Origin of the sequence: Yoonia sp. R2-816 (assembly GCF_046762905.1) — a bacterium.
GTDB lineage: Bacteria > Pseudomonadota > Alphaproteobacteria > Rhodobacterales > Rhodobacteraceae > Yoonia.
On the sequence record NZ_JBKQXN010000311.1, the window covers coordinates 18161 to 43502 of the forward strand.

The 25342-nt window shown below is 60.6% G+C and carries 26 protein-coding genes; 13 read left to right on the forward strand and 13 right to left on the reverse strand.

The annotated features are described in order from the left end of the window. Positions 1-13: 13 nt before the first annotated feature. Together ACFWW2_RS17800 and ACFWW2_RS17805 are read right to left on the reverse strand one after the other, a co-directional pair. Complete coding sequence (locus tag ACFWW2_RS17800) at positions 14-1150, reverse strand: AAA family ATPase (RefSeq protein WP_393930216.1); 1137 nt, start codon at positions 1148-1150, stop codon at positions 14-16. Next, positions 1137-1952, reverse strand: coding sequence for an RNA ligase family protein (locus ACFWW2_RS17805; RefSeq protein WP_393930218.1), 816 nt, complete (start codon positions 1950-1952; stop codon positions 1137-1139). Before ACFWW2_RS17805 ends, ACFWW2_RS17800 begins: the two co-directional genes overlap by 14 nt. 397 nt (positions 1953-2349) lie before the next feature. Here ACFWW2_RS17805 and ACFWW2_RS17810 point away from each other — a divergent pair, with 397 nt between their 5' ends. Then, positions 2350-2832 (forward strand): LysE family translocator, encoded by a 483-nt coding sequence (locus ACFWW2_RS17810; protein ID WP_393930220.1) that lies wholly within the window; start codon positions 2350-2352, stop codon positions 2830-2832. A gap of 4 nt (positions 2833-2836) precedes the next feature. On the opposite strand, the gene ACFWW2_RS17815 is transcribed toward ACFWW2_RS17810, so the two are convergent. Next, the gene (locus ACFWW2_RS17815; RefSeq protein ID WP_393930222.1) at positions 2837-3724 is read right to left on the reverse strand and encodes a lysozyme inhibitor LprI family protein; all 888 of its coding nucleotides are present in this window, start codon (positions 3722-3724) and stop codon (positions 2837-2839) included. Between the two features lie 10 nt (positions 3725-3734). Then, positions 3735-4388, reverse strand: a complete 654-nt coding sequence (gene fsa / locus ACFWW2_RS17820; RefSeq protein ID WP_393930224.1) for a fructose-6-phosphate aldolase — start codon at positions 4386-4388, stop codon at positions 3735-3737. A gap of 98 nt (positions 4389-4486) precedes the next feature. On the opposite strand from fsa, the gene ACFWW2_RS17825 reads away from it, so the two are divergent. The 3 genes from ACFWW2_RS17825 (at position 4487) to ACFWW2_RS17835 (ending at position 8948) form a co-directional block, all read left to right on the forward strand. Then, a complete protein-coding gene (locus ACFWW2_RS17825; protein ID WP_393930227.1) occupies positions 4487-5116 on the forward strand; it encodes a LysE family translocator in 630 nt (209 codons plus the stop codon). Continuing rightward, complete coding sequence (locus tag ACFWW2_RS17830) at positions 5106-7298, forward strand: primosomal protein N' (protein ID WP_393930228.1); 2193 nt, start codon at positions 5106-5108, stop codon at positions 7296-7298. Before ACFWW2_RS17825 ends, ACFWW2_RS17830 begins: the two co-directional genes overlap by 11 nt. Before the next feature lie 144 nt (positions 7299-7442). Next, complete coding sequence (locus tag ACFWW2_RS17835) at positions 7443-8948, forward strand: methyl-accepting chemotaxis protein (protein WP_393930230.1); 1506 nt, start codon at positions 7443-7445, stop codon at positions 8946-8948. Here the strand turns inward: ACFWW2_RS17835 and ACFWW2_RS17840 are convergent. Next, on the reverse strand, positions 8945-9547 hold the full coding sequence (locus ACFWW2_RS17840) for a thymidine kinase (protein ID WP_393930232.1): 603 nt from the start codon (positions 9545-9547) through the stop codon (positions 8945-8947). The genes ACFWW2_RS17835 and ACFWW2_RS17840 overlap by 4 nt on opposite strands. Before the next feature lie 229 nt (positions 9548-9776). Between ACFWW2_RS17840 and ACFWW2_RS17845 the strand changes: the two genes are divergently transcribed. After that, positions 9777-10226, forward strand: a complete 450-nt coding sequence (locus ACFWW2_RS17845; RefSeq protein ID WP_393930234.1) for a hypothetical protein — start codon at positions 9777-9779, stop codon at positions 10224-10226. Next, positions 10219-10371 carry a hypothetical protein gene (locus ACFWW2_RS17850; RefSeq protein ID WP_393930236.1) on the forward strand — a complete coding sequence of 51 codons (153 nt, stop codon included), beginning with the start codon at positions 10219-10221 and terminating at the stop codon, positions 10369-10371. The genes ACFWW2_RS17845 and ACFWW2_RS17850 overlap by 8 nt, the downstream gene beginning before the upstream one ends. 167 nt (positions 10372-10538) lie before the next feature. Here ACFWW2_RS17850 and ACFWW2_RS17855 read toward each other — a convergent pair whose 3' ends face one another. Further along, positions 10539-11657, reverse strand: coding sequence for a beta-ketoacyl-ACP synthase III (locus ACFWW2_RS17855; protein WP_393930238.1), 1119 nt, complete (start codon positions 11655-11657; stop codon positions 10539-10541). A 232-nt stretch (positions 11658-11889) separates the two neighbouring features. Beyond that, the gene (carB, locus tag ACFWW2_RS17860) at positions 11890-15219 is read right to left on the reverse strand and encodes a carbamoyl-phosphate synthase large subunit (RefSeq protein WP_393930240.1); all 3330 of its coding nucleotides are present in this window, start codon (positions 15217-15219) and stop codon (positions 11890-11892) included. Between the two features lie 192 nt (positions 15220-15411). Between carB and aspS the strand changes: the two genes are divergently transcribed. Both aspS and ACFWW2_RS17870 read left to right on the forward strand, forming a co-directional pair. Further along, entirely contained in the window at positions 15412-17205 is a 1794-nt protein-coding gene (gene aspS, locus ACFWW2_RS17865) for an aspartate--tRNA ligase (RefSeq protein WP_393930242.1), read from the forward strand. Further along, a complete protein-coding gene (locus ACFWW2_RS17870; RefSeq protein WP_393930244.1) occupies positions 17205-17696 on the forward strand; it encodes a DUF1993 family protein in 492 nt (163 codons plus the stop codon). The genes aspS and ACFWW2_RS17870 overlap by 1 nt, the downstream gene beginning before the upstream one ends. On the opposite strand, the gene ACFWW2_RS17875 is transcribed toward ACFWW2_RS17870, so the two are convergent. After that, positions 17693-18409: a response regulator gene (locus tag ACFWW2_RS17875; protein ID WP_393930246.1), complete on the reverse strand. Its 717-nt coding sequence runs from the start codon at positions 18407-18409 to the stop codon at positions 17693-17695. The genes ACFWW2_RS17870 and ACFWW2_RS17875 overlap by 4 nt on opposite strands. A 126-nt stretch (positions 18410-18535) precedes the next feature. On the opposite strand from ACFWW2_RS17875, the gene mce reads away from it, so the two are divergent. The 3 genes from mce (at position 18536) to ACFWW2_RS17890 (ending at position 19701) form a co-directional block, all read left to right on the forward strand. Beyond that, the gene (gene mce / locus ACFWW2_RS17880) at positions 18536-18940 is read left to right on the forward strand and encodes a methylmalonyl-CoA epimerase (RefSeq protein WP_393930248.1); all 405 of its coding nucleotides are present in this window, start codon (positions 18536-18538) and stop codon (positions 18938-18940) included. Positions 18941-18942: 2 nt separating this feature from the next. Then, complete coding sequence (locus ACFWW2_RS17885; RefSeq protein WP_393930250.1) at positions 18943-19317, forward strand: hypothetical protein; 375 nt, start codon at positions 18943-18945, stop codon at positions 19315-19317. Positions 19318-19413: 96 nt separating this feature from the next. Continuing rightward, positions 19414-19701, forward strand: coding sequence for a DUF1467 family protein (locus ACFWW2_RS17890; RefSeq protein ID WP_393930252.1), 288 nt, complete (start codon positions 19414-19416; stop codon positions 19699-19701). Here ACFWW2_RS17890 and ACFWW2_RS17895 read toward each other — a convergent pair. Both ACFWW2_RS17895 and ACFWW2_RS17900 read right to left on the reverse strand, forming a co-directional pair. Beyond that, on the reverse strand, positions 19688-20377 hold the full coding sequence (locus tag ACFWW2_RS17895) for an EI24 domain-containing protein (RefSeq protein ID WP_393930254.1): 690 nt from the start codon (positions 20375-20377) through the stop codon (positions 19688-19690). The two genes, ACFWW2_RS17890 and ACFWW2_RS17895, sit on opposite strands and share 14 nt — an antisense overlap. Beyond that, the gene (locus tag ACFWW2_RS17900) at positions 20374-20952 is read right to left on the reverse strand and encodes a nitroreductase (RefSeq protein WP_393930256.1); all 579 of its coding nucleotides are present in this window, start codon (positions 20950-20952) and stop codon (positions 20374-20376) included. The genes ACFWW2_RS17895 and ACFWW2_RS17900 overlap by 4 nt, the downstream gene beginning before the upstream one ends. Before the next feature lie 292 nt (positions 20953-21244). On the opposite strand from ACFWW2_RS17900, the gene ACFWW2_RS17905 reads away from it, so the two are divergent. Continuing rightward, positions 21245-22117 carry a phosphotransferase enzyme family protein gene (locus ACFWW2_RS17905; RefSeq protein WP_393930258.1) on the forward strand — a complete coding sequence of 291 codons (873 nt, stop codon included), beginning with the start codon at positions 21245-21247 and terminating at the stop codon, positions 22115-22117. 6 nt (positions 22118-22123) lie between these two features. On the opposite strand, the gene ACFWW2_RS17910 is transcribed toward ACFWW2_RS17905, so the two are convergent. Then, entirely contained in the window at positions 22124-23221 is a 1098-nt protein-coding gene (locus tag ACFWW2_RS17910; RefSeq protein ID WP_393930260.1) for a class II histone deacetylase, read from the reverse strand. Positions 23222-23365: 144 nt separating this feature from the next. Between ACFWW2_RS17910 and ACFWW2_RS17915 the strand changes: the two genes are divergently transcribed. Continuing rightward, a complete protein-coding gene (locus tag ACFWW2_RS17915; RefSeq protein WP_393930262.1) occupies positions 23366-24274 on the forward strand; it encodes an endonuclease in 909 nt (302 codons plus the stop codon). On the opposite strand, the gene ACFWW2_RS17920 is transcribed toward ACFWW2_RS17915, so the two are convergent. Together ACFWW2_RS17920 and ACFWW2_RS17925 are read right to left on the reverse strand one after the other, a co-directional pair. Further along, positions 24241-25083 (reverse strand): alpha/beta fold hydrolase, encoded by an 843-nt coding sequence (locus ACFWW2_RS17920; protein WP_393930264.1) that lies wholly within the window; start codon positions 25081-25083, stop codon positions 24241-24243. The genes ACFWW2_RS17915 and ACFWW2_RS17920 overlap by 34 nt on opposite strands. 2 nt (positions 25084-25085) lie before the next feature. Further along, positions 25086-25319: a hypothetical protein gene (locus ACFWW2_RS17925; RefSeq protein ID WP_393930266.1), complete on the reverse strand. Its 234-nt coding sequence runs from the start codon at positions 25317-25319 to the stop codon at positions 25086-25088. Between the last annotated feature and the right edge of the window lie 23 nt (positions 25320-25342).

Sequence of the window (25342 nt, forward strand, 5' to 3'; positions counted from 1 at the left end):
GACATCACCCACCCTACGAGACGATGAACGTCGCGTCGTGTCCTTCCAGGCTGGTTGGCGGTTCCAGTTTGCGTGCCAGATCGCTGATGACGCCGCTTGGAACGGGTGCAGAGCGGTTGGCGTTTTGCCGGGTGAGTTGGTCTGGTGGCACCTCAAGATAGATCAGGTGAATGCGTGCGCTGTAGTCGCGCAGGAGCCGCAGCACCTTGGCCCGGGTCTGGGCGGTGATGTTGGTGGCGTTCCAGACGAAATCCTGTCCTGCCCGCAGATGCACACGCGCCTGTTCATAGGCGGCCTGAATGACCGCGCCCTGATTGTCGGTAGGGGCGGTGCCTGTCGCGGCGCGGATCGCGTCGAGACTGACGACGGGCAGGTTGGGCAGATTGGCGGCGATCCATGTGTCTTTGCCGGTGCCGGGCAGGGCCGACATGACATGGACGGTGCAGCGGAAATCCTCTTGCGCGGCATAATGCGGGTCCCGGTCGTCGCGTTCCAGAAAGGCAAGGCGGCTTTCGGCATTTGCGAAGGGGAAGGGGCCTGTTGGGCACCCGGCCTCGGTAAAGCAGGTCTGCGCCAATGCGACGTTGTCCAGCACCGCCTGCTGGTCAGCGCAAATACGCCCGAGCGCATCCGCATGTGCGTGCAAGCAGAGTAGATCGGGCCGACAGGTGAGCGATGTGACGATGGCGAGCCGTTCCGGGGTGGGCCGTTCGATCAGCCAGAAGGGCAGTTGGTGCTTGGCGATGATCCCGCAGACCGCCTCGCGCCAGTGGAAATCCACCTGTGCCTCTCGCAAGACCCCGCGTGTGATGGACGCCCCCAGACGTGAATGTCCGCGCGAAGTGATCCGGCCGTCCTCTTCGTGTTTGGTTGTGCCCGGCTTGCCGATGTCATGCAGACAGGCGGCCCAGAACAGCATGCTGCGGTCTGGATCCGGCAGGGCGCGCCAGTCGGGTTGGGTCACCAGTGCCTCGACCACCATGCGGGTGTGGGTGCCTGCATCGCCTTCAGCATGGTGGATCGGGTCCTGCGGGCAGGTGTCGAGGGCGGCGAACTCTGGCCAGAGCCCCCAGATGGCAGGCCAGTCGATCTGCCAGCCCGGGGCCTGTGGGACAAGGGTTAGCAGATACGCAAAGTCAGGCCGTTTCATCATAGGCCCCTTTCACCCCAAGCACAGGCGCAAAGATATCCACGCCTTCTGCCAATTGGTTCGGCAGTATGGGCCGGTCCTGCCAATGGCCTTCGGACGCTTCTATCGCTTGCAGGAAATCGTGGCGCACATATTTGAAGCGCTCCGTCACGCTGCCCGCTGGTTCGACCTTGATATAAAGCCCCTCGGCCAGATCGCTGTCTTCGGTCTGTCTGGCGACAAAATCGGCGCGGCTGCCAGAGACGACGGCGGCCTTGTCCAGCGCATCCCGCCAGTTGGCTGATTTGTAAAGCGAGGGTTTGATCAGGTTGTTAATGTCTGCGGCGGTCCGGATGGCCCCGTCATGCACAACCGGCACCGGCATGATGGGCAGGTCTGTCAGCAGGTCGCGCCGGGCGGCGGTGGACAGGAACAAGCGGGTTTCCCGGTCATAAACGTCAAATTCCATGAAGTAATGCGGCAGCTGGTCGTAAAAGACAGTGTGCTTGGCATACATCCATTCGCCATACATCACATAGCGCGCACCCAACACGGCCTGCAGCCGCGTCAGATGCACATTGGCCCATGTCTTGAGCATGTCGAAATGCCGTTCGCGGTAACCGCCGGTCAGGTAATGCCCACGGCTTTGCAGCATCAATTGCCCGTCGGTGAATGAGATGGCGCAATTGGCCCCGTCCACCTTTTCTTCGATGGTGAGGTGGGCATCGCGCAACTCGGCGATGGGTTTGTCATCCTTCAGGTCACCGGTTTGCAGCCGCGACCCTTCGATATGCCGCGTGCGCGGGTATTTCAGCAGTGTCATTGGTATCTCACGAGAGGTTGGAGCGATTGGGCCGCCCGAATTGGACATAACAAACAGCCCATCCCGTCAGGGTGGGTTGAAGGTTCAGGTTATGTCGCTGCGCGTTACATGGCTCTCTCACGGGGCAAAGGGTTTGCGTTGGGTTGGGTTAAACGGGGCTTTGTTCAAAATCAAGTGTTGTGATTGGCGGTGTGCGGACAGCCGACGGGTTAATGCGCAGGAAACGGGTCGCTTGGCGGGGCGGCCGGTCGCATGCTGATGATGAGCATTCGCGGAGTCGTCCCATGTTCGAAACCATTGCTGCCCTTGTTATTTTCCTGTTCCCGCTGGCTTATAGCCCCGGTCCCGGCACCTATTCTTTGCCGCCAATGGTGCCCGGTTCGGGTTTCGGGCGACGGTGCCTGCCAATGCGGGTTATCATCTGGCGACATGGGTGGTGACCGTGGGGATCGGCTTTGGCTTTCTGGCCGTGATGGAGCGGTTTCCGCAGGTGTTCGATATCCTCAAGATCGCCGGGTCGCTCTATGTGCTGTGGATCGCGTGGAAGATGTTCCGGTCCAGCGTGCTGAAGGATGAAGGCGCTGCCCGTCCGGCGCGGTTTGTCGATGGCGCGCTCCTATTGGTGCTGAACCCCAAGGCCTACGTGATCATGGCGCTGATGTTCACCCAGTTTCTGGAGGGCTCGCAGGTTGGGCAGGTGGCGGCAGTGCTAGTGATCGCCACGATCTTTACGCTGAACAATCTGGTGGCGTTTTCGCTTTGGGCGCTGATGGGCGATGCGATTGCGGCGGGGTTTCGGAGTGCGGACAGCGCGCGGCGGCTGAACGCTGTGTTTGGGATCGTGCTGGCGGGCGTGGCGGTCTGGATGTTGGTGGCTTGAGGGTTCAGCCGTCGAATTCTGCCTGGCTGATGATGTCTTGCAGGAACGTCACCCTATCCGCGGCGTATTGTGCCAGGCATTCGGCCTTGCCACCGTCGCCCGCAAAGGGGTTTGGCCCGTAGATTTCGCAATCGAGGTTGCGGCTGATCGTCCAGGCATCCTGCGCCACCTTGAGCGTTTCGATATAGGTCGCGTCCATGCGCGTGGGCAGATAGGCCAGTGCCGCCGCAAATCGGGTGGTGAGGAGTGCCTCCCATGCTGCCGCCTCTGGCCCCCAGCAATTCGCATCGTCAGTCACCGGATCGCAGTTTGCGACTGTCACGTCCCGTTCCCACAGGCGACCCAGACAGGTGCTGGCTGGGTCAGTGGGGCTGAGCCGTTCCAGACAATAGCCAAGCGGGTCATCCTGACCGTCCCCCGTCAGCCGCGCCAGCACCCCGATCCCGTCAAACGGGTTGTTGGGCTCGACCGTGCCCGCATCGCAGGTCAGCGTCTGGGTGTCGCCATTGGGCAGCCGCACGATGATCCCGCCTTCGGCCGTCGCATCGGGATCAATGCGCAGGCGGGATGAGGTGAACATCTCGTACCCGTAATTGCCGTTATAGAGCGTCACATTTTCGTAAATGGTGGCGCCTGTGCCCCCAAATGGTGTGTAGGCGACATCTTCGAATATGCGGGTCATTTCCAGTGTCGGCGCGCCGCTGCTGGGGCCGAACGCGTAGTGCAGCGTGTCGCCAGCAAGGCAGAGGTTCAGCGTCCGCGCGCCCTCTTCCACGGTGCAGGACAGCAGGACCGTCTCATCAGTGGTGCAGGGCCGTGCGGCGGCGGTGGTCGGCGCGAGGGCGCTCATCAGAACCAGAACACCCAGACATGTTTTGGTTCCGATGGTCATGGGTGCCTCCTCAGACGATTTTGATGCCGGCCTTTTTCGCGTCGGCCATGAAGGCGTCGAGCCCCTTGTCGGTCAGGACGTGGTTGGCCATCGCCTTGATCACGTTCGGTGGGGCCGTGGCCACATCCGCTCCGATCTTGGCGCATTCGCTCATGTGGTTGGCCGACCGGATGGAGGCGGCGAGGATGTTCGTCTCGAACCCGTAATTGTCATAGATCGTCCGGATGTCTTCGATCAGGTCGAGCCCGTCCATGTTGATGTCGTCAAGCCGCCCGATGAAGGGGCTGATGAATGTGGCCCCGGCCTTTGCCGCCAGCAGTGCTTGATTGGCCGAGAAGCAGAGGGTGACGTTGACCATGATCCCGTCATCCGTCAGCGTCTTGCAGGTTTTGAGGCCAGCCCAAGTCAGCGGCACCTTGACGGCGATGTTGTCGGCGATCTTGGCCAGTTTGCGCCCCTCGGCCAGCATGTCATCGGCCTCAAGTGCGACCACTTCGGCTGAAACCGGCCCGTCGACCATGGCGCAGATTTCCTTGGTCACTTCGAGGATGTCGCGCCCGGATTTCATGATCAGCGACGGGTTGGTGGTGACCCCGTCGACCATCCCGAGGTCGTTGAGTTCCTTGATCTGGTCGATCTCGGCGGTGTCTACGAAAAACTTCATGTCGGTGCTCCGGGGAAGGGGTTGGCGTTTGCTTGAGCCTCGTTTACCTCATGGGGGTCGGAGGGAAAAGCCCTTCGGGTCTGCAAGGGGTGCGCGTGATGGATTTTCAGCTTTGGATTGCGTTTGTGTCGGCCTCGATCGCGCTGCTGCTGATCCCCGGGCCGACGGTCATTCTGGTGCTCAGCTATGCGCTGAGCCAAGGGCGCAAGGTCGCTGTCGCGTCTGCGGCGGGCGTGGCGCTGGGCGATCTGATCGCGATGACCGCATCGCTGGTGGGGCTGGGGGCGTTGGTGCTGACTTCGGCCACATTGTTCATGGTAATCAAATGGGTGGGGGCTGCTTATCTGGTGTGGATGGGGTGGGGGATGCTGCGTGCCTCTGGCCGCCAGAGCGGGTTGCACGTTGTGGATGCCCCGGCGCTGCCTGCGGGCCGCATCTTTCGCCATGCAACTGTCGTTACGGCACTGAATCCCAAGTCGATCGTGTTTTTCATTGCTTTCGTTCCTCAATTTATCCGGCCCGATGCGCCGCTTGTCCCGCAATTTGCGATCCTGATTGGCACATTTGTCGGCCTCGCGGCCATGAATGCACTGGCTTACGCCTTGTTGGCGGACCGGCTGCGGGCGACCATCCGCCGCCCTGCGATCCTGACCTGGCTGACCCGCGCCGGTGGCGGTGCCCTGATCGCGATGGGTGCGCTGACGGCCACATTGCGCCGTGCCGCCTGAGTTCTTTCATGAAGGCGATCTGGTTGGTGTTCTAACCACCCAGCCGCTGGACCGCCTGCTGGATTACAAGGCGCCCGAAGGCGGCTGCCATCTGGGCGCTTTTGTCGAAGTGCCGCTGGGCCCGCGCAAGGTGCTGGGCGTCGTTTGGGGGCCGGGCAAGGGCGATTATGACCGCGCCAAGATCCGGTCGGTGATCCGGGTGCTGGATGTGGCGCCCATGCGCGATGAGATGCGGGAGTTTCTGGGGCGGGCTGCCGATTACACGCTGACCCCGATGCCAGCGATGCTGCGGTTGGGGACCCGCGCGCCGGGGCTGGGCGATCCGCAATCGATGCGCAAGGTGTACCGGCTGGGCGACCGGGAACCGGACCGTGTGACCGCGGCCCGTGAGAAGGTGCTGGGCGTCTTGCGCGACTATGGCGGCTTGTCATTCACTCTGCGCGAATTGGCTGAGATGGCGGGGGTGGGCACCTCAGTCGTGAAGGGCCTTGTGAAGCAAGGGGCGGTGTCAGAGGAGGAGGCACCGCGCGATACCCCCTATCCGCGGCTGGACCCCGATTATGGCGGTAAGGCGTTGAGCCCCGATCAGGCGGCAGGGGCGGAGGCTTTGCGCGCCGCCCTGCGCAGCGATACCTATGGCACGACGCTGCTGAAAGGCGTTACCGGATCCGGCAAGACCGAGGTGTATCTGGAGGCTGTGGCAGAATGTCTGCGCATGGGGCGGCAGGCGCTGGTGTTGCTGCCTGAGATTGCCTTGTCCGGCGAGTTCATCAACCGGGTCGAGGCCCGGTTCGGGATGAAGCCTGCTGAATGGCATTCAGGCGTGACAATGACCGAACGCCGCCGCTGCTGGCGCATGGTCGGGCAGGGGGATGCGCAACTGGTTGTGGGTGCCCGTTCGGCGCTGTTTCTGCCCTATCAGAACCTTGGCTTGATCGTGGTCGATGAAGAACACGACACGTCCTACAAGCAGGAGGATGGCGTACTTTATAACGCCCGCGATATGGCTGTGCTGCGGGCGGCGATCAATGACGCGCAGGTGGTGCTAGCCTCGGCCACGCCGAGCCTTGAAAGCTGGGCGAATGTGGAGGCGGGGAAATATGCCAAGCTGGAACTGACGTCGCGGTTCGGGGCCGCCGTCATGCCGAAGATGACGGCGATTGATATGCGGGTGGAGGACGTGCCGGGTGGGAAGTGGGTTTCACCTACGTTGCGGGCTGCCATTCAAAGCCGGTTGGACAAGGGCGAGCAATCGCTGGTCTTTTTAAATCGCCGGGGCTACGCCCCGATTACACTCTGCCGCGCCTGTGGCCACCAGATTGGTTGTGATCAGTGCGATGCGCGTATGGTGGAGCATCGGTTTCTCAAGCGGCTGATGTGCCACCAATGCGGCGAGACCAAGCCGATGCCGACGGTCTGTCCGAGTTGTGAGGCCGAGGATCGGTTGAGCGCTGTTGGCCCCGGCGTCGAGCGGATGGGTGAGGAGATTGCGGGGCTGTTCCCGGATGCGCGGATCGCGGTGTTGTCGTCGGATCTGTATGGGTCTGCGCGGGCCATGAAGGCGCATATCGAGGAGATTGCGGAAGGTGGCACCGATATCATCATCGGCACGCAACTGGTCGCGAAGGGCCATAACTTTCCCCTGCTGACGCTGGTGGGGGTGATTGATGCCGATCTGGGCTTGCAGGGGTCCGATTTGCGGGCAGCAGAACGGACGTTTCAGCTGATGCGCCAAGTCGCGGGGCGTGCCGGGCGCAGCGACACGCCGGGCGAGGCGCTGTTGCAAACCTATCAGCCGGAACATGGTGTGATCCGGGCTATTCTTGCGGGCGATGAAGAGGCGTTCTGGGCTGCTGAGGCCGCCGAGCGCAAGGCGGCGGGCGTGCCGCCATATGGGCGCATGGCAGGCATCATTCTGAGCAGTCCGAATGTGCAGGAGGTGTTTGATCTGGGTGCGGAAATGGCGCGCATGGATCAGCCCCTGCGCCAGATCGGGGCGCAGTTGTTTGGACCTGCACCGGCGCCCATTGCGAGGGTGCGCGGGCGGCACCGGGTGCGGCTGCTGATCAAGGCTGATAAGACCGCGCCGTTGCAAAAAGCGCTGTCGCAATGGGTGTCGCAGTTCCGGCTGCCAGCCAATCTGCGCCTGTCGATTGATATCGACCCGCAGAGTTTTTATTGAAAAACAAATGGTTATTCTGATAACGCTATCTTAAATCCTGTTGTGCAATTCTGGCCGCGGACCCCCTTGGCGGGGATGTGTATTTGACGACAGGACCAACGGATCGCAATGACAACGCATTCTGACAACCATGCCCCTCACAATATGGAAGGGGTTCAACTGGCCCTGTGGAACCTTGCCGTTCTCACGCCGATACCGGCGATTGCGGCCTGGATGATCGGCAATGCGGTGTTGGGTATTGCGGTTGTGTCCTTTGTCCTTTGCGCGGCGACCTTTGCTGTTGCGCTGAAGTTGCCCGCATTGGCCAAGCCAGCGGTGGCTTTTGCTCTGTTGATCCAGACGATGGTGCTGACGGCGGCGTTTCAGGGGCATCCTTGGCAGATCGACACACATATGATGTATTTTGCCGTGCTGGCGGTGATCGCCGTGATGTACGACATCAGGGTGCTGATCGGGTCGGCGGCGTTTATTGCCCTGCATCATCTGGGGATGAGTGCTACGATGCCTATGATGCTGTATCCTGATATGGCCGACGGGTTCATCGCGCGCACATTGCTACATGCGGCGGTTGTTGTGATGGAAACGGTTATCCTGACACTGGGACTGCTGCAGCGACGCGAAATGGACAGGGCAATGGCCACGCAACGCGAGGCGATTGAAGCCTCGAGCGAGGCGAGCCGCGCCGCAGAAGAGGCGGCAGAGAGTGAGCGCCGGTCGGCGGATACGGCTGTGGAAGTGCTGAGCATGCATTTGCAGGCGCTGTCGCAGCAGGATTTTTCGCGGATGATCGAAGAAAGACTGGATGGGCAATATGACCGCGCGCGCCAGAGCTTCAATAACCTTGTGATCAGCCTGCGGGATGTGTTGCGGACCGCTGCCGAGACATCGAGCGATTACAATATCAGCGCGCGTGAATTGTCCGATGTGGCGGATGAACTGGCCAGGCGGATCATGCGCCAATCCGATACGCTGTCGCAGACCGCGGGCGGGCTGCAGGATCTGACCCGCGCGTTGCAGGACACCGCCGAAGGGGCCAAGAAAGCGAACGAAACCGCATCGCAGGCCCGTGACAGTGCCGCGCGTAATGGCGACATTGTCCGGAACGCGGTCGAAGCCATGAAACGGATTGAGGGTTCATCCGGTGAGATTTCCAATATTATTAGCATGATTGAAGACATTTCCTTCCAGACCAATCTTCTGGCGCTGAATGCCGGTGTCGAAGCGGCCCGCGCGGGGGAAAGCGGGCGCGGCTTTGCCGTTGTCGCCTCGGAAGTGCGCGCATTGGCACAGCGGACGTCGGAAGCCGCACAAAGCGTGAAACAACTCATCTTCAAAAGTTCGCAAGAGGTCGAAGCTGGGTCCGATCTGGTGAATGCGGCGGGCGAGGCCTTGTCGGTCATTGTCGAACAGGTCTCGCAAACCAGCGAAATGATTGGCGAGATCACGCAATCGGTCAGCGGCCAGGCCGGCGTGTCGCGTGATCTGAATGATGCCGTGCAATCGCTGGATCGGGCAACACAGGAAAACGCCCAGATGTGTGACCGGATGAAATCCATGGGTCACCAGCTGAATGCAGGTGCCGCGGAACTGTCAGGCGCGCTTTCAGGCTTCCGGTTTGGTGATCGGGACGATATGCGGCTGGCGGGTTAGGATGGCGCGGCGGGCCCGACATTTTCGCCCATCTCCTCGCGCCAGTGCCTGCGGCAGAGCGAGACATAGCGATCATTGCCGCCGATGGCGATCTGATCGCCCTTGGTCAGGACCTGACCATATTCATCCTTGCGCACGACCATGGTCGCCTTGCGGCCGCAATGGCAGATTGTGCGCACCTCGCGCATCTCATCCGAAAGCGCAAGCAGGGCGGCCGAGCCGGGGAAAAGTTTGCCTAGAAAATCGACCCGCAGACCATAGGCCATGACCGGCACATTCAGATCATCGACCGCCCGGGCCAGTTGCCAGACTTGTTGGCGTTCCAGAAACTGGGCCTCGTCCACAAAGACACAGGCACAGGGACCTTCCCTGAGCCGTTCCTTGATTTTCGCGAACAGGTCTTCGCCGGGTGCAAATGTATCGGCATCCGCCCCGATCCCGATGCGACTGCCGACCCGGCCTTCACCTGCCCGATTATCAAGCTGGGCAATCATCAAATAGGTCTTCATGCCGCGTTCGATGTAATTATGTGAGGCCTGCAACAGAACGGTCGATTTGCCCGCATTCATTGTCGAATAATGGAAGTAAAGCTTTGCCATGGGGAATAATTATCGTCCCTGCGTTCAGTCGTTGCAAATCAATCAGAACCAGCGTCCCGGTCATCGTCGCGGCCCGAGAATAGGGCGAAAATCCCATGACGCAAGCCCCCGATCAGGTGATCTGCCCGGATGGATTTATCAATGACAAACAGGTACTTGATCGCTAGCCTGCTGATCAGGGGGCCGGCCCCGTATCGACGCGGTGTCGCCAAATTGGTGGAGAGTGATGATGGAAGAACGGCGCAGTTACCTCAAAAAGCACACCGAAGCCTTGGTCAAGGACGTCGGCATCGAAAATGCCTGCACGCTGACCGGGCGGTCCAAGGCAACGCTGGGGCGCTACTATTCAATGTCAGAGGAGCATGCCGACCGGTTTATCCCCGTCGACGCGGTCAGCGCGCTGGAAGCGCAATCATCCTACCCCCATGTGACCGGCGCATTGGCTGAAATGCTGGGCATCACACTGTCCTTCGACCCGCAACGGGCGAACCGGGAAGGCGGCGTCAATTCCGATGTGATCAAGCTGAGCCAGAGATTTGCCCTGCTGATGGCCGAATACAACCGATCCATGGAGGATGGTGTGATTTCGGTGAATGAGGCGAAGCGCCTTTTGCAAGAGACGACGGCCCTGCAGAAGGTATTGATTGATATGAAGATGCACCTTGAAGCCAGTGACTAACGTCAATCCTGCCACCGAAGACATGCCGCACATTGTCGACGGCGTGTTGCAACCTTTGGATGTCGCAGCGCTGGCCGGAGCGGATGATCCGGGCCATCCACCAAGGATCCTGTTGCGTTATGGTTTATTGCGCGAGGTGAGCTAGTCTCGCCACTGCGCAGAAGAAGGGGCGGGGAGCAAGGTGTTGCACCGGTCCTGAAATCAAAGAACCCGATTCAGGTTGTTTGATTTCGCTCAGATCAGCGGGACCAGCGGCACGTCGCAGGCGGCCACGGTAAGACAGATCATGAAGATCACCAATTTTTTCATGCCTTAGCCCTTTTCCACAATGACGGACCCAACCGAATAACCCGCGCCGAATGAGCAGATCAGGCCCTTGTCGCCATTTTCCAGATCGCTGGAATGTTTGGAGAATGCGATGATCGACCCGGCCGACGATGTATTGGCATAGTCCTGCAGGATATTGGGCTGTTCGCCGGGTTCAGGCGTGCGCCCCAGGACCTTCTTGCCGATGTAATCGTTCATGGTCTTGTTGGCCTGATGCAGCCAGAGACGGCGCAGATCGCCCGCGGCAACGCCGGCGTCGGTCAGATGATCGGCGATATGTTGGCTGACCAGCGGCAGCACCTCTTTGAACACCTTGCGCCCGTTTTGCATGAACTGCATGTCGCGCCGGTCTTCCATCTGGTCATGGGTACGGCGCAGATAGCCGTTATTGTTGCGTATGTTATTGCTGAACTGGGTCGCACACCGGGTGGACAGGACTTTGAAGTGATCGCCCTTCACTGCCTGGTCCCGCTGCAGGAATGTGGCCGTGGCCACATCGCCAAAGATGAAATGGCAATCGCGGTCGCGCCATTCCAGATGGGCCGAACAGATCTCGGGGTTGACGACCAAAGCGCTTTGAATCGAGCCCGAGCGGATCATGTCAGCGGCCGTCTGAATGCCGAAGGTCGCGCTGGAACAGGCGACGTTCATGTCAAAGGCGAATCCGCCCGCACCCAGAAGCTGTTGAATTTCCACACCAATCGCCGGATAGGCGCGCTCCATATTGGAGGCCGCACAAATCACCAGATCGACATCTGCGGCAGAACAGCCTGCTTCCGACAGCGCCTTTTGCGCAGCGTCGCAGCCGATCTCGGCCATATATCCCGGCTCATCATCGGCGCGGGAGGGCAGGCTGGGAAACATGCGGGACGGGTCCAATACCCCTTCTTTATCAAGCACATAGCGGTTTTCTATGCCAGAGGCTGCGATGATGAATTCGCTTGACGAATGCTCTTTGGGTTCGGCCACTCCTGCCTCGATCGCAGCGGCGTTTTCGGCGTTCCACAGATCGGCATATTTGTTGAATGCGGCCACAAGCTCATCATTGGTGATGATCTGGCTGGGTGTGAAAACCCCGGTTCCGGTGATGGCAACGTCGTGCATGTCTGATCCCCCCGGGGTTTACTATGGCGCGTGGAAAACGAATGTCCACAGCCCAGACGTGCAGGCAAGCTTGACCCGAGGGCAACCTTGAGGGATTGCGGGCATCTGTTGTAAATACAATGTACGTAAGCCAGTCGTGCCGCTCGTTTTACCTTTGCCAATTGATTTCGGCATCCAGACTTACTCTCGAGCCGCTTCCTTCACAGACCGAGCGGGTTGACCAAGGCTGAAATCAACCCTGCAACGCCCGCACCCCAACATCCCCCTCTTCCCGCGCCTGCATAGCCAGCACCGCTGCATGTGCTGCGGCGGCGGTCGTGAAGTAGGGGATTTTGTCGTAGAGGGCGACGGCGCGGATTTCCCGGCTGTCTTCGACGGCCTGCGCGCCTTCGGTCGTGTTGAAGACGAGGGCGATGTGCCCGTCTTTGAGCCGGTCGACGATGGTCAGCCCGCCTTCATAGACCTTGTTTACCGTTTCGCAGGCAATTTGGTTTTCAGTAAGCCAGCGGGCAGTGCCGCGCGTGGCCACGATATCGAAACCAAGTTGCAGGAGGGTTCTGGACGCATCAATCATGTCAGCCGTTTTGTCGGCATCCTTGATCGAGATGAAGACGGTGCCGGATCTGGGCAGGTCCGTGCCCGCGCCCATCTGCGCCTTGAGGAACGCGCGGGGGAAGGACCGGTCCCAGCCCATGACCTCGCCTGTGGACCGCATTTCGGGGCCGAGGATTGTGTCGACGCCGGGGAAACGGGCGAAGGGTAGAACGGCCTCTTTCACGGAAAACCACGGGGTTTTCGGGTCGGCGAGGGTGAAGGCATCGCCCAAAGGCAGGACGGTCATCGGGTCCTCGGCGGGCGGATAGGGTTCGCGCAGCGGAAAGTTTGACAGCGGTTCGCCCGCCATCAGCCGCGCGGCGATGGAGGCGATGGCGCTATCGGTCGCCTTGGCCACGAAGGGCACGGTGCGCGAGGCGCGGGGGTTGACCTCGATCAGGTAGACCTCTTCGTTTTTGACGGCGAACTGGATGTTCATCAGGCCGACGACATTGAGCGCCTTGGCGAGTTTTTCGGTCTGCGCGCGGATTTCGGTGATCACCGCGTCCGACAGCGAATGCGGCGGGAGCGAGCAGGCGCTGTCACCGGAATGCACGCCGGCCTCTTCGATATGCTGCATGATGCCGGCGACATGGGTGTTTTGACCGTCTGACAGGCAATCCACGTCAACTTCGACCGCGCCCGACAGGTAGCTGTCGAGCAGGACGGGGCTGTCGCCTGACACGACCACAGCGTCGGAGATATAGCGGCGCAGCTGGTCCATATCGCGGACGATTTCCATCGCCCGTCCGCCCAGCACGAAAGAGGGGCGGATGACGAGAGGGAAGCCGATGCCCTCGGCGATGTCGAGTGCTTCGGCGTCGGTCGATGCAATGCCGTTATGCGGCTGTTTCAGGTCGAGTTTCTGGACAAGCTGCTGGAAACGCTCACGATCTTCGGCCAGATCAATGCTGTCGGGCGAGGTGCCGAGGATCGGGATGCCTGCGTCATGCAGCGCGTTGGCGAGTTTCAGCGGGGTCTGCCCGCCGAACTGCACGATGACCCCGTGCAGGGTGCCGTTGTCCTGTTCGACCCGCAGGATTTCCATCACGTGTTCGAATGTCAGAGGTTCGAAATAAAGCCGGTCGGAGGTGTCATAATCGGTGCTGACCGTTTCCGGGTTGCAATTGATCATGATCGTCTCATAGCCCTGATCGGTCAGGGCGAAGCAGGCGTGGCAGCAGCAATAATCGAACTCGATCCCTTGGCCGATCCGGTTGGGGCCGCCGCCGAGGATGACGACCTTTTTTCGGTCCGATGGCCGCGCCTCGCACTCCGCCTCACCCATGACGGGGGTTTCGTAGGTGGAATACATATAGGGCGTCTGCGCTTCGAATTCCGCCGCACAGGTGTCGATCCGTTTGAAGACCGCGGTGACGCCAAGGTTGTGGCGGGCACGGCGGATCTGGTCCTCATCCCGCCCGGTGAGTTTGGCAAGGCGGGCGTCGGTGAAGCCGAGCATCTTGATGGCCCGCAGGCCCGTTTCGTCAACGGGGAGGCCGTTTTTGCGGATATCGGCCTCGGCCGCGATGATCTCGCGGATGCGGGCGAGAAACCACGGGTCGAATTTGGTGACGGCGTGGATGTCATCATCCGACAGCCCGTGCCGCATGGCCTGCGCGATGACGCGGAGGCGGTCGGGGGTTTGTTTGGCAAGCGCCTTGGTGATCGCGGCGCTGTCCGGGGCGCCGGGAATGTCGATGTCGTCAAAGCCGGTGAGGCCGGTTTCCATGGAGGCGAGGGCCTTTTGCAAGGACTCGTGGATGGTGCGGCCGATGGCCATCGCCTCGCCCACTGATTTCATGGCGGTAGTCAGGTAGGGTTCTGAGCCTGCGAATTTTTCGAAGGCGAAGCGGGGGATTTTCGTGACGACGTAGTCGATGGTCGGTTCGAACGAAGCCGGGGTGACGCCGGTGATGTCGTTATCCAACTCGTCGAGCGTGTAGCCAACCGCCAGCTTCGCCGCGATTTTCGCGATGGGGAAACCGGTGGCTTTTGAGGCGAGGGCGGAGGAGCGGGAGACGCGCGGGTTCATTTCGATCACGACCATGCGCCCGTCATCAGGGTTGACCGCCCATTGCACGTTGGACCCGCCGGTTTCGACCCCGATTTCGCGCAGCACGTTGATGCTGTGCGAGCGCATGATCTGGTATTCCTTGTCGGTCAGGGTCAGGGCCGGGGCGACGGTGATGCTGTCGCCGGTATGAACCCCCATCGGGTCCACGTTTTCGATGGCGCAGACGATGATGGCGTTGTCGGCCTTGTCGCGCACGACCTCCATCTCGAACTCTTTCCAGCCGAGCAGGGATTCGTCGACAAGGATCTGACCGACAGGCGATGCCTCCATCCCGGACCGGCAGTAATGCTCGTATTCCTGCCGGTTATAGGCGACGCCGCCGCCGGTGCCGCCAAGGGTGAATGCCGGGCGGATGATCGCGGGCAGGCCGACATATTCGATGGCGTCGATGGCCATTTGCAGGCCTGCCTTGATGTCGAACTTGCCGTCCTTCTTGGGTGCCGTGATGATCGTGGCCTTCGGGTTTTCGATGCCCAGCCGGTCCATCGCCTCGCGAAACAGCTTGCGGTCTTCGGCCATTTCGATGGCCTCGCGCTTGGCTCCGATCATTTCGACCCCGAACTTGTCCAGCACGCCCATATCGGCCAGCGCCAGCGATGTGTTCAGGCCGGTTTGCCCGCCCATGGTGGGCAGCAGCGCGTCGGGCCGTTCCTTTTCAATGATTTTAGCCACAATTTCGGGGGTGATCGGCTCGATATAGGTCGCGTCGGCCAGTCCAGGATCGGTCATGATTGTTGCCGGGTTGGAGTTGACGAGGATGACGCGGTAGCCTTCCTCTTTCAACGCCTTGCAGGCCTGGGCCCCGGAGTAGTCGAATTCGCAGGCCTGACCAATAATAATGGGACCCGCGCCAATGATCATGATCGACTGGATGTCGGTGCGCTTTGGCATGAGCCTGCCCCTGAATGATGCAAATTGTTGCGGGTTATAGGGATGGCGCGGGCAGGTGCAAGGGGGGGATCAAAATTCTGGAATTTTGATGCCTCCGGCGGGAGTATTTTTGGCAAAATGATGGGGATGGTTGACTTCGCCGGGGCAAAGGGGTGTATCGGGCCGACAATATGAGCCCTTGAGGATGAAATCATGCACGCCTACCGTTCGCATAACTGCGCCGAATTGACTGCCGCCCATGTGGGCCAGACCGTCCGCTTGTCGGGCTGGGTCAATCGGGTGCGTGACCATGGCGGCATCCTGTTTATCGATTTGCGCGACCATTACGGGATCACGCAGGTGCTGTGCGATCCGGATTCGGCGGCCTTTGCCGATGTGGAGAAGGTGCGCAGCGAGTGGTGTATCCGCATTGATGGGGAAGTGAAGGCGCGTGATCCGGAGCTGGTCAACCCCAAGCTGCCCACCGGCGAGGTTGAGGTTTTCGTGCGCGGGATTGAGGTGCTTGGGGCGGCAAAAGAACTGCCCCTGATGGTGTTCGGCGATCAGGAATACCCCGAGGAAACGCGGCTGAAATACCGCTATCTGGACCTGCGCCGCGAGGCGATGCAGGAGAACATGAAGCTGCGGTCTGATGTTGTTGCATCCATGCGCAAGCGGATGTGGGACACGGGGTTCCGCGAATATCAGACGCCGATCATCACGGCGTCGTCCCCCGAGGGCGCGCGCGATTTTCTGGTGCCGTCCCGTTTGCATCCGGGCAAATTCTACGCCCTGCCGCAGGCGCCACAGCAGTTCAAGCAGCTGATCATGGTGTCGGGCTACGACAAGTATTTCCAGATCGCCCCGTGTTTCCGCGATGAAGACCCGCGCGCCGACCGGTCGCCGACCGATTTTTACCAGCTGGACATGGAAATGTCCTTTGTCGAGCAACAGGATGTGTTCGACACGATCCAGCCGGTGCTGATCGGGATTTTCGAAGAATTCGGCAATGGGCGGAAGGTGGACAAGGTCTGGCCGCAGATTTCCTATCGTGATGCGGCGCTGTGGTACGGCACCGACAAGCCCGACCTGCGCAACCCGATCAAGATGCAGGATGTATCCGACCATTTCCGCGGGTCCGGCTTTGCGATTTTTGCCAAGCTGTTGGAGCAGGAGGGCACGCAGGTGCGCGCCATTCCGGCGCCCAGGAAGAAGGGTGGCGATCCGGTGGGGCGCAAGTTCTGCGACCGGATGAATGCCTTTGCGCAGAAGGAAGGGTTGCCCGGGATGGGCTATATCTTCTGGCGCGAGGGCGAGAACGGCATGGAGGCTGCAGGGCCGCTTGCCAAGAATATCGGGCCGGAACGGACCGAGGCCATTCGCAGTCAGCTGGGTCTGGGCCTTGGCGATGCGGCGTTTTTCCTGGGCGGCAAGCCGCATGCGTTTGAGGCGGTCGCGGGCAAGGCGCGCAATGTGATCGGGGAAGAGTTGGGCCTGACCGATCTGAACCGCTTTGCCTTTGCCTGGGTTGTCGATTTCCCCATTTACGAGAAGGACGATGAAACGGGTCGGATCGATTTTGAACACAACCCGTTTTCCATGCCGCAAGGCGGTATGGACGCGCTGAACGGTGATCCGCTGGATGTGTTGGGTTATCAGTATGACCTGGCCTGTAACGGGTACGAGCTGGTGTCGGGGGCGATCCGGAATCAAAAGCCGGAAATCATGTTCAAGGCGTTCGAGATTGCCGGTTACGGCGAGGACGAAGTGAAGAAGCGTTTTGGCGGCATGGTCAATGCGTTCCAATACGGCGCGCCGCCCCATGGTGGTTGTGCGGCTGGCATCGACCGGATCGTGATGTTGCTGGCGGATGAGGCCAATATCCGCGAGGTCATCATGTTCCCGATGAACCAACGTGCCGAGGATCTGATGATGGACGCCCCGTCCGAGCCGCAAAATGAGCAATTGCGCGAATTGCGACTGCGGGTGCTGCCGCCGGAAAGCTGATGTTTGGCGCGTCGGTTCCGGTTGCCTTGCAGGCCTTGGATCAGGCGCTGGTCCTGCTGGATAAGGCGACGCCCCAAATGCTGACAGTGCGGCTCGCACCGGGCATGTTCACGTGTGCCGAACAGTTTCAGACCGTGGCAGGTTTTGCGCTGCGCGCGACATATCCGCTGGCGGGCAAGGATGTGCCGGAACTGGACTATACCACCGACAAGGACGGGCTGCGCGCGGCGTTGATCGCGGCACGATCCTTGGTTGGTGACTTGTCCACCGCTGATTTTGCGGGCGCTGCTGACAGGCAGATCACGCATCAGGCCGGATTTGCCGACCTGACCCAATCCGCCCCGGACTATCTGCAGCATTTTGCCCTGCCAAACCTGTGGTTCCACCTGTCCATGGCCTACGCGATCCTGCGCCAGCAGGGCGCACCAGTCGGCAAGGCCGATTTCGATGGGCTGCATGCCTATCCCGCCGGTTTCGCGTTCGACGACTAGATCGGGCCGCTGGCCGCCAGCCGCGATTGCACCAGTTGCGACAATTCCTGCACGCCCTTGTCCAGATTACCCCCCGATGAGCGGAGCGACGCCAGGTCGCGCACGGCGCGGTCAAGGTCATGGTCCTTCGCACTGCGGGCCACGCCGCCCAGAAACTGGGTGACATAGTCGATATGCGCATCCTCATCCGCGGATTTAAGGACCTGTGCGATATGGCTGAGGTCGTCCTGATAGGCGACCGGATCGGGATTGACGACCTCATTACTCAACTCTCGCGGGTTGGGCGGTTGTCGGTCGGCGGGCAGGTGTTCCAGAATGGCTGATTGAAAGGCGGCCAGATTGGCGATCGGTTTTTCGATGAACCCGTCGGCCCCGGCGGCCAGCACGGCGGCGCGCGCCACACTATCGCCGCTGACGCCAAGGATCACGTCGATCCGCGGTGTCGCCTCTGCCAGTGACTGGATCAGCGCGATCCCTGATCCATCTGGCAGGCCCACATCCACGATCAGCACCGAAGGCCGGTAGACCGCCAGATGCCGCCGCGCGGTTTCGAGACTATCGGCCCGTCTGATCCTGGCCCCGGATCGCAGACATAGCAGGCGCACGGCCTCACTGGCGTATCGGCTGTCTTCCACCACCAGCACGGTCAGTCCCAGCAGGGGCCGCCGGGCTGTCGGCGCGCGTGTCAGCATCATGTCAGTCAGGCCATCCATAGCGATTCTTCCCTTCGGTTGTGGCAGGCCTTATTCAAAGCAGGACAAGGTGAACAGTTTCTTAATCGCATCGCGCGTTGCGAAACATTCTGCGCTGCGGCATAATGCTGAAAACGGAGAATTCACATGATCGGTCGCCTCAACCACGTCGCCATTGCCGTCCCTGATCTGGAGGCTGCAAGTGCCCAATATCGCACTATGCTGGGGGCCGATGTGGGCGCCCCGCAGGATGAACCGGACCATGGCGTGACGGTGGTTTTCATCAACCTGCCCAATACGAAAATCGAACTGCTTTACCCCCTTGGCGATGCCTCACCCATTCAGGGGTTTCTGGACAAGAACCCGTCAGGCGGCATCCATCACGTCTGTTACGAGGTCGATGATATCCTGGCCGCGCGTGATCATCTGCTGGCCGAAGGGGCTCGTGTTTTGGGCGGGGGCGAGCCAAAGATCGGGGCGCATGGCAAACCGGTTCTGTTCCTGCATCCCAAGGATTTCAACGGGTGCCTGGTGGAATTGGAAGAGGTCTAGGGGTGACCGATTTTCAGGACAGGTTGCGGCGGATCGAGGGGATAAAGGGCGCGCATGAGGCGGCGCGATTAGCGGATCCCGCGTTTCTGCGGCTGCAGCGGGATGCACTCAAGAAACGACGCAAAGCAACGGCGACCAAGCTAGCTTATATCATAATGACCCCGCTGTTGATCATGTTTTTCGTGTTTTGGAGAGAGCCCACGATGGCGTGGCTTTATGCCAATGGCATCCTGCCGGATTGCGGTGTCATGCAATTCATGGATGGGCGCACAATGGTGGATTGGGACCGGACACTTGTTGCTGCGGCGGCAGGTGCCGCATCCGGTCTTGTCGGATATCTGATTGCAACACCGGTTGTTCGCATTTTCATGCGCTGAGTTCATCGCGCCGTCTGTCATCGGCGTTTTGCCGCAATGCTCTTGTCAGGTCTGTTTTGCGCAGTATGTGAGCAGTATTGAAAGAAAGGAACAATTATGGGACCCGTATCCGCCATCGTCCTGTTTGCTGTGGTCTGGGCCATGGTATTCTTCATCGTGCTGCCCTTGCGCTTGCAAACTCAAGGCGAGGCAGGTGAGATTGTGCCGGGCACCCATGCTTCCGCCCCGGCGGACGCCCAGATTGGCCGCAAGGCAAAGATCACGACCCTATGGGCGCTGCCCATCTGGGCGGTGATTGCGGGGACGATCCTGTCGGGTGTCATCTCGGTCCGGGATATCGACTGGTTTGACCGGATGTCGACGCCGGAGGTCAGCCGGGACTGAGCCTGTGATAGAGATGGGTGAATGTGGCCGCCCCGAGGATCGGGATGAAAAGATTGATCAGCGGGATGGTCAGCGGCACGGCCATCAGACAACCGGCCAGCCAGATTGCCCCCAGATGCTTGCTGCGTAACTCCTTTGCGCCAGCCCGTCCAACCCTGCGCATGGCGGCCAGTTGAAAATACTCGCGGCCCAGCAGAAACCCGTTGAGCGCGTAGAAGATGAAGAACGCGGCGAAGGGGAAGATCACGTACAGGATGATCGCAAATAGGTTGGCGGCCACCAGCACGCCTAGGAAATTTACCGTGTCGCGCATGCCTTCGGCAAAGGTCACTTTGGTGGCAGGGGGCAATGCCGGGTAGTGTTTCTCCTCGACCGCCTGCGCCACCTCGTCCAGAAAGAGGGACGTGATCGCCGACGCGACGGGCACCATCAGGAAGATTGAGAGGATAAAAACCAGCCCCAAGGATCCCCAACTCAGCAGATCGCCCAGCCACGTAATTTCGCCCACGCCCGGCAGGCTGATCGGTTCGGCGGTCAGCCATTCGACCAGTTGCAGAAGGATCGCGTATAGCCCGATCAGCAGGGCAATTGTGATCCCGATCCCCCGCCACAGCACGCTTTGAAACCGGCCATCCGGCAATTGCCCGATAGCTTTGAAAAAGTCACTGAAAATCATGCGTCTATCCAGGTGGTGATCTGTGCCAGATCGGGGCGGGGGCGTTCGGGCGGGGCGTTGGTTTCGGTGCCCAGATGGACGAAACCCGCAACCGTTTCATGATCGGCCAATCCCAGCCCGTCGCGGATGAAATCGCGGTCATGGCTGGCCCAGCCGGACAGCCAGTTCGCGCCCCAGCCCGCTGCAAGCGCCGCGTTCAGCAAGGCCAGACAAACGGCACCGGCGGAGTAGACCTGTTCGATCTGCGGGATCTTTTCGGAGGGTTTGGGCGCGCTGATTACCGCAATAGCCAGATCCGCATCGGCATATTGCGCCTGTGCCTTAGCGATCTTGTCCGGGTCGATTCCCAGGGCCGCACCCCGGTCGGGGACCATCGCGGCCAGCCGGGCCAGCGCCGGTTTCGCCAGCACGATAAAGCGCCACGGTTCCAGCTTGCCATGATCCGGCGTGCGCGCGGCGGCAGTCAGCAGGGTTTCCACCGTTGCGCGGTCGGGCACCGGTGTTGTCAGCGTTTTGGCAGGGCGGGACCGGCGGGTCAGCAGGAAGTCGAGGGCGGCTGGGTTGGGGTCGGGCACAAAAAGCTCCTGTCTGCGATTGGTGCAGAGATATGCAGTGGGTCAGGTCGCTGCAACCACTAAGCCCTGTGGAGTCACTGTGCGGCTGCGCGCAGTGGCGCAGGACGACCCGTTCAGTCGCTAGGGACGGCTGTGGGCGACAAATCCTCGAGAAGGATTTGTGATCAGACTTTCGGTGAAAGTCTGTTTGTGGCGACGCTCTCGGATCGGCTCTGCAAATTCAAATTAGCCACGATGTGTTTACACTATTTTTCAGGTCGGACATATCAGGGGACATGACTGGATATCTGACGTGACGGACGGCCGACAATCCTCTCTGGCTGCCGAGAAACTTGGCTCTGACAGGTTGCTGGCACTTGGGTTTTTGCTGGGTGATCACCTGGGCGGGGCGACGGAAGGGGCGTGGCGCGCAACTGCACCCGATGGCGGGCAAGTCGTGCTGAAATGGTCTGCCAATCCCGGTATGGTGGCCGATTATGCCAAACTTTGTTCTGGTCTGGATACGTTGCGCGGGCGCGGCGTTCCGGTGGCCAGATATCTTGAGGTGATCCCGTTTGAAGGTGGCACGCTGTCGGTGCAGCAGTTCCTGCCTGGCCGGTCACAAGATCGCCTGCCACGAGCGGTGGTCGCGGCGATAGTCGAATTTATCGGAGCGAAAGCCGGGATCGGCGGCCCTGGCCCGGCGGATGCACATGACTGGGGGGCATTTGTCGTGCAGGCCTTGCGCAAAGGGCAGGATGTGTGGTGTGCGCACGCACCACTGCGGGACTGGGGCCCAGCGAGCGCTGCCTTTCTGCACCGCATTGAAGCTCTGGGTGCCGCAGCAGACCCGAACTGGTTCCCGGATGACGGGCTCGTCCATCTGGACCTGCATACCGACAACATCCTGATCGAGTATGACAGGGTGACCGGCATCATCGACTGGGAAGGGGCCTGTACCGGTGACCATCTCTATGACCTCGTGCAATTCGCCTTTGACCTTGATGGGCATGACCAGCCGGTATGGGAAATCGTTGATGCCGCCTGTCTTAGTCCAAGGGTAATCGAGGCCTATGTGGCCCTGCTTGTTCTGCAATCCATGTCTGCGGCGATCCTTGATCGGCCTTTCGATATGGAGCGCCAGCTTGCCCGCGCCGAACGCGTCTTTGATCGTTATGCAGTTTAGCGCCGTCTAAAGTGCTGCCGCCATATCCCCGATCACCCCGTCCAGATAGGCATCGAAACGGGCATCGGGTTGGCGCAGGGGGAATACATCAGCAAAGGGGTCCGGCGCGGTGATGGCGCTGCCTGACATCACCTCAAGCACGCGGTGCCCGCAGAAGGGGACATAGGTTTCGGAATAGCCGCCTTCGTGGACCATCAGCAGTTTTCCGTCGCAAATCTCAGCGGCAAGGTCCATGACCTGCCGCGTCATGTGGCCGAATGTGTCCGCGGTGGCCAGCATCCGCCCCAGCGGGTCGTTCGCTGCCGCATCGAAACCACAGGCGATGATCAGCACATCGGGTTTGAAGGATCGGATTGCTGGCAGGGCTAGCCGCCCCATTGCGGCCAGATAACCGGTGTGGCCGGTGCCCGGCGGCAGGGGAATGTTGAGGTTGAAGCCGATGCCATCACCCACCCCCCGGTCAGCAAACGCGCCCGTATCCATCGGATAGTTGCGGTCCTGATGCAGTGAGACGGTCAGTACGTCGGAGCGGTCGTAGAACACGGCTTCAGTCCCGTTGCCGTGATGCACATCCCAGTCGAGCACGGCAAAGCGTTGGGCGAGCCCGGCGGCGCGCGCAGCCTCAATTGCGATGCCGATATTGTTGAGCAGGCAAAAGCCGTTGGGATAATCCGGCAGGCAGTGATGGCCGGGCGGGCGCGACAGAGAATAGGCGTTTTGCACGTCACCCTGAAGCACTGCGGCAAGGGCTGCCTTGGCCAAGCCGGCGGACAGGGCGGCCAGCTCATAACCCCCGGGACCAAAAGGCGTGCGGCGACCCAGTTCACCCCCGCCTACATCGGAAAGTCGTTTGAATTCATCCAGATAGCTGGCTGGATGTATGCGCAAAAGATCATCGCGTGTCGCGGCCTCGGCCCCGTGCATGTCAAGCGCGCGGACCAGTCCAGTGACTTCGATCAGGTTTTTCAGGCGGCGTTTGGTTTCGGGGTTTTCGGGCAGCCCGCCATCCAGCGGCTGCACCAGACCACCCACGGGCAACATACCTGCGTAGTTGCCGCCGCCATGCCAAAAGCACCGTTCATCCCAGAAAAACCCTGTGGTCATTGCATGATCCCCGCCTGCCTGTACGGCAGAGTTGCGCAGACAGGGCGCAGGTGCAAGCGGACAGCCCCCTTCGTCTGCATTGGGCGTTGCGAAAAATGGCGCTAGTGTCAGCCTGATGAAGCGGGGCGAAATCGAGGGCGCGGAATGTTGTGGACGATCATGAAAGCGTTTGTGGGCGTACTGCTGATCGCGGCGCTGACAGCCTGCGTGCAGATCTATCGCAATTCGGGTCAGCAAGACTTGGCGCCGCGCGATAACGGGGTGTTGCGACTGGCCACCTACAATGTGCATTACATTATCTTGGGCCGTGAAACCGGCCCATGGTCGGTCGACGATTGGGAACGGCGCAAAGGGCCGCTGGATCAGGCCTTCAAGGCGTTGGACGCTGATCTGGTGGCGTTTCAGGAGATGGAGAGTTTTCAGCGGGGCAGCGATGGCAGCGTCAATCTGGCGCGCGACTGGCTGCTGGAGCGTAATCCCGGCTACCTGGCGGCGGCCAGTGGCGATTGGCGCAGCTTCCCGTCCACCCAGCCGATCCTGTATCGGGCCGACAGGCTGACACTGCGCGATCAGGGCTGGTTTTTCTTTTCCGACACGCCTGATGTGATCTATTCGCGGACCTTCAACGGCTCCTTTCCCGCCTTTGCATCATGGGCGCAGTTCGAGACACCGGGCGGCGATGCGTTCCGCGTGGTGAATGTGCATTTCGAATATAGCAGCCGGTCCAACCGGTTGCTGTCTGCCGCACTGGTCCGTGACCGGATCGCCCCGTGGATCAATGGGGGTGAGACGGTGTTTGTCGTCGGCGATCTGAATGCGCGGATAGGTGCCCCGACAATGCGCAATATTGAGGAAGCGGGGGTCAGTTTCATGCCTGTGCAGGGCGCCACCTATCATTTCAATCAAGGGCTGCATCTGTTCGGGGCGATTGACCATATCGGGGCGACGGCGGATGTGCAGCCCGTCACCGATCCGGTTGTGTTGCGTCAGAGGTTTGGCGGTGAATGGCCCACCGATCATTATCCGGTTGTTGTGGACGTGGCCTTGCCGTGAAGAAGCGCCTGCAGAGCTCTCAGAAGCGTATCGGGGGCCTCCAACTGGGGCAGGTGGCCCGCGTCTGATAGCGTGTCAAAGGTCGCGTGACCAATGGCATGATGCAGGGCCTTGCCTCGGTCGAGAGGGATCCACGGATCATCCGCGCCCCAGAGGATATGTGTCGGGCAGCGGATCGTGGGGTAGAGCGGTTCGACCTCTGCCGTGAACCGTTCATCAGCCTGGGCGAACTGACGGTAGAAGCTGGCGCTGCCATCATCATCGAGCCATGGGCCAATGAGCGCTTGAAGGTCATCGGCGGCGATATCGCGGACCAAGGCACCCTTGATGTAAGCCTCAACAATGGCGGCATGGATATGCGGGGGCAGTCCGCTGAATGCGTCGATATGGCGCCCGACATGGTCGAAGAACGCCGATCCCCAAGGCCGCATCGCGACCACATTCATCAGGATATAGCGTGCATAATCCCGGTCATGCAGCAGATGGGCGCGCAGGGTGGTCGCACCCCCAAAGTCATGCGCGATGACCGTCGGTTGTGTCAGATCCCAGTGATCAAGCATTTCGGCGAAAATCGTCCCCTGCACATCCAGACCTGTCGGCTGTTCCGGCGATTTGTCCGACTGGCCGTAACCGGGCATGTCGTACCAATAGACGGTATGGTCCTGGGCGAGTGCGGGGATGATCCGGTGCCAGGCGTAGGATGACCAGGGCCAGCCATGGGCAAGGACCAGAGCTGGGCCAGTGCCAGCATGACCCGCCGCCACTGTCCCGGCGCTGGTTCCGACACGATCGCTCAGATGCCAGCCCAAGTTCAGGCCTTTTTCAACTGATACACCCCTTCGGGCAGGTCGAGTGCCGCGCGCAGGTCGTTGAGCTGGTTGATCGACAGGGTGATATGCATCACCTCATCATTGCGCGGGTCGAGTTGTTGCAGGGTCACGCAATCATCAAACGCGTTGATGGTGACATCCTCGGTCAGGGGGGCCTTGCCTTCATCCACAAGGGTGATGACGGTCGCGTCATAGTCGTGTTCGATCGTAAACATGGGGTTGAGCGTAGTCTGACCTA